Source organism: Shewanella sp. 11B5 (genome assembly GCF_002836795.1).
GTDB lineage: Bacteria > Pseudomonadota > Gammaproteobacteria > Enterobacterales > Shewanellaceae > Shewanella > Shewanella frigidimarina.
This window is the reverse complement of sequence record NZ_PJAP01000641.1, coordinates 1-3,641: the sequence shown is the minus strand read 5'-3', so window position 1 is coordinate 3,641 and position 3,641 is coordinate 1. Positions and strand designations below refer to the sequence as shown.

At 40.4% G+C, this 3,641-nt stretch carries 5 protein-coding genes; 1 reads left to right on the top strand and 4 read right to left on the bottom strand.

Features of this window, described 5'->3' with window-relative positions:
* From CXF78_RS14725 to pspA, 4 genes are all read right to left on the bottom strand, one after another.
* On the bottom strand, positions 1-796 hold a 796-nt coding region (locus tag CXF78_RS14725; RefSeq protein ID WP_145991467.1), incomplete at its 3' end, for a YcjX family protein.
* A 53-nt stretch (positions 797-849) separates the two neighbouring features.
* Positions 850-1,245 (bottom strand): envelope stress response membrane protein PspC, encoded by a 396-nt coding sequence (gene pspC / locus CXF78_RS14720; protein ID WP_102037221.1) that lies wholly within the window; start codon positions 1,243-1,245, stop codon positions 850-852.
* Positions 1,232-1,471: an envelope stress response membrane protein PspB gene (pspB, locus tag CXF78_RS14715; protein WP_086019761.1), complete on the bottom strand. Its 240-nt coding sequence runs from the start codon at positions 1,469-1,471 to the stop codon at positions 1,232-1,234. Before pspB ends, pspC begins: the two co-directional genes overlap by 14 nt.
* A 19-nt stretch (positions 1,472-1,490) precedes the next feature.
* Complete coding sequence (pspA, locus tag CXF78_RS14710) at positions 1,491-2,174, bottom strand: phage shock protein PspA (RefSeq protein ID WP_011638028.1); 684 nt, start codon at positions 2,172-2,174, stop codon at positions 1,491-1,493.
* 192 nt (positions 2,175-2,366) lie between these two features.
* Here pspA and pspF point away from each other — a divergent pair, with 192 nt between their 5' ends.
* A complete protein-coding gene (pspF, locus tag CXF78_RS14705) occupies positions 2,367-3,446 on the top strand; it encodes a phage shock protein operon transcriptional activator (RefSeq protein ID WP_011638029.1) in 1,080 nt (359 codons plus the stop codon).
* Positions 3,447-3,641: the final 195 nt, after the last annotated feature.

Sequence of the window (3,641 nt, the reverse complement as noted above, 5' to 3'; positions counted from 1 at the left end):
GATAATTTGAATCGCTTGGACTTGCTGATAACTCTGAATGCTGAATTGGGCTTAAGGTAAGCAATGGGAAAAATGTCAATAACGGGGTATTTTCGTATTCGCCCGGTAACAACATACGCCCTGGTTGAGCGTGATAAAATCCCTGTTGCCTAACCAAGTCGACCAATAAAGTTTGGTACAAATCAGCAATGTACTTAAGTTGCTGCTCATCAGCTAATTGGCTTAACTCTAACGTCTCTACCGCTTGGGTAAATGCGCTAAATAAGGGGGAATGACGTAAACATGTCACATTAACCTGTTGTGATAAACACCATTGAGTAAAATCTTGTTTAAGCATAGGTAAATCAAGTAACCACTCACCTGGATAATCAACAATATCCACGTACAAGGTTGCGGTATCAGTTAGCTTTGCTAACAAACCTTGTTGAGGCTGATACTTAATGGCTAAACGTAATTCGGTAATGTTTTTGGTTGAAGCAGGCCAATACGGAGGTGACGAACATAATGCATTCATTGCGCCTTGATAATCAAAACTGGCAATGTCTAAATCGGGTTGCATGGCGCGGTTGACAGCAATTAGTCGACCTTCGCGAGCCACTTGCCATAATGGTAAAGGATTGTGCTTGGCACCTTTGCCGGCATGCAATAACTGATTTACTAAGCCACTAATAAAAGCGGTTTTACCTGCACCGGATAACCCAGTGACGGCTAATCTAACATGACGATCGGTACTGCGATTAACAATAGACTGAGCCGTTTGGCTGACTTTAAACAAGGAACGATCTAAAAATCTCATGATGGCTGATGGCTCCCCAAAAAACACGGGCGGATAACCGCCCATTAGAAGGATTAAAGACTATTGATTTGGCGTTTAAGATCAAAGTTGTCTGAGGTGACATGTTCTTCGAGTCGTCTTAAACGGAGTTCTAATCCGTTAAATTGACGATTAACATCAAACAACGCTTGCTTTGCAGGTTCACCTGCTTGCCAAATTTTCTTTTTAATTTCAATATCTTTGTGATGTTCTTTGTTGTCTAAGTTTTGTGGTTTGATGTCTAATATCATCCATAAGGCAATATAAACAACAAACACAATCCCTGTTCCACCGAGTAAGAATATCGACACAGCAATGACTCGCACTAGCCATGTTTCAAAGTTAAAGTAATCTGCTATACCTGAACACACCCCAGCCACTTTACCACTTTTTGGGTTGCGGTATAGAGTACGACCATTAGATGGGACCATGTTTCGCTCTCCATTCTGGTGATTCGGTATCTAGAATCGCTTCTAATGTTTCAATGCGACCGCTCATTTTTTCAGCTTTCGCAATGAGACCATTAAGCTGGTTAAATTCTTCCTCGGTGAGCCCCTGGCTCACTTGTCGCTTACTGCGATAATGAAGAACCAACCAGATAGGTGCCACAACAACCATAAAGATGATAATTGGTGCAATAAGAAGATCCATATCCATAACTCACCTCTGAATAAATTTACGCTTTAGATTTAGGTTGTGCTTTCGCACTCATTTTTGCTTTTAATGCTGCTAATTCATCATTCACAGAATCTTCTGCTTCTAATGCTGCAAACTCGTCAGCTAGAACGTTCTTTTTACCTAAATCATATGATTCTACTTGTGCTTCAAGTCCTTCAACTCGGCGCTCGTATTGTTCAAACTTCATCATTGCATCATCGATTTTGCTTGAATCAAGCTGCTTTTTGACTTCTAAACGTGAAGTGGCAGTTTGCTTACGCATTATGATGGTTTTTTGACGAGCACGAGCATCATTCAATTTTTCTTGAAGTTGAGCGATTTCATCTTTTAAACGAGCGACATGCTCTTCAACAACTTGCAGTTCCATTTCAAGTGTTTGCAATAAACCCACTGTTTTTTGCTTTTCACTCAACGCGGCTTTGGCTAAGTCTTCACGATCTTTGGATAACGCTAACTCAGCTTTATTCTGCCAATCTTGAACTTGCTCTTGAACACGAGCAATCCGACGAAGTAATTCTTTTTTCTCTGCCAATACTTTAGCGGAGGTTGAACGTACTTCAACAAGTGTGTCTTCCATTTCTTGAATGATAAGACGGACCATTTTTTCTGGATCTTCGGCTTTATCAAGTATTGCGCTGATATTAGAATTAACGATATCTGCGAAGCGAGAGAAAATTCCCATAATGTGTTCCTCAAAATTAACGTGGATGTCGCAGTTGGTATTACACATTACGTGCCAACATTTACAAATGCAACAACATCATAGGCTTAAACAAATATTTAACTTTTGCTTTCTTTTAACACTCAAGCCATTTATTATTATTTTCACCAATTATTAGTCTAATTCACTAACAATTTTGCGAGTAAGCTAACTGTGAGCAAACAATTCCAGCAAGACAATCTCATCGGCCAATCTAATGCACTACTTGAAGTATTAGAACATGTGTCTAAAGTCGCGCCATTATCTAAGCCGGTGCTCATTATTGGTGAGCGTGGTACGGGTAAAGAATTAATTGCCGAACGACTTCATTACTTATCCCCTCGTTGGGATCAAAGTTTTATTAAACTCAATTGTTCTTCATTAAGTGAAAACTTACTCGAAAGTGAACTCTTTGGCCATGAGTCAGGTGCATTTACGGGTGCAAAAGGACGACACGAAGGCCGTTTTGAGCGTGCCGATGGTGGAACACTGTTTTTAGATGAGTTAGCCAACACTTCCGGGTTGATCCAAGAAAAGCTATTACGTGTTATCGAATATGGTGAATTTGAGCGAGTGGGTGGCAGTAAAACGGTTCAATCTGATGTTCGACTTATTTGTGCTGCTAATGAAGATTTACCTACTTTGGCTGATAATGGTGAATTTCGAGCTGATTTACTCGATCGTTTAGCCTTTGATGTGATCACCTTGCCACCATTAAGACATAGAACCGAAGACATTATGCCACTAGCTGAACATTTTGCGATTAGCATGGCAAGACAACTATCGCTGGAATATTTCAGTGGTTTTAGCCCGCTGGCAGTAGAACAATTAATGATGCACAGTTGGCCAGGAAATATCCGAGAATTAAAAAATGTCGTCGAGCGAAGTGTTTACCGTGAAGGGGCTGATGGCCAAGAAATTGATCATATTATTTTAGATCCTTTTGCATCGCCCTATCGTCCTGTAAATCGTGTCAAAACCCGTGAGCGTCAATCAACTCCAATTGAACACGCTCCAGCATCTGTGACTGAATCGACTGAGTTAAATGTTAAAACGGAAACATCAGTCGTGCTTAACAGCATCGAATTCCCGATTGATTTTAAAGAATACACCGAAAACAGTGAAATAGAATTATTGCAACGAGCATTAGCTGAAGGCCAATATAATCAGAAAAAAACAGCCGATTTGTTAGGCTTAAGCTATCATCAGCTTCGAGGTATTTTGAAAAAGTACAACTTACTCGACAAGAGCTGAATCTAGCTAGGATATGCTCATTGCCCCAATGCAATGAACACTGTTAAAATACCCACTCAAAGTCGATAAAAAATGATCACTCTATGCCTGTTATAGTAAAACGCTGGTATCAGCAGATGTCTTTATGTCTCTCCAGCATCATGCTGGCTGCATGCGGACAGGTGCAATTGCCTTCTGGCCTTGTGTATTGCAGTG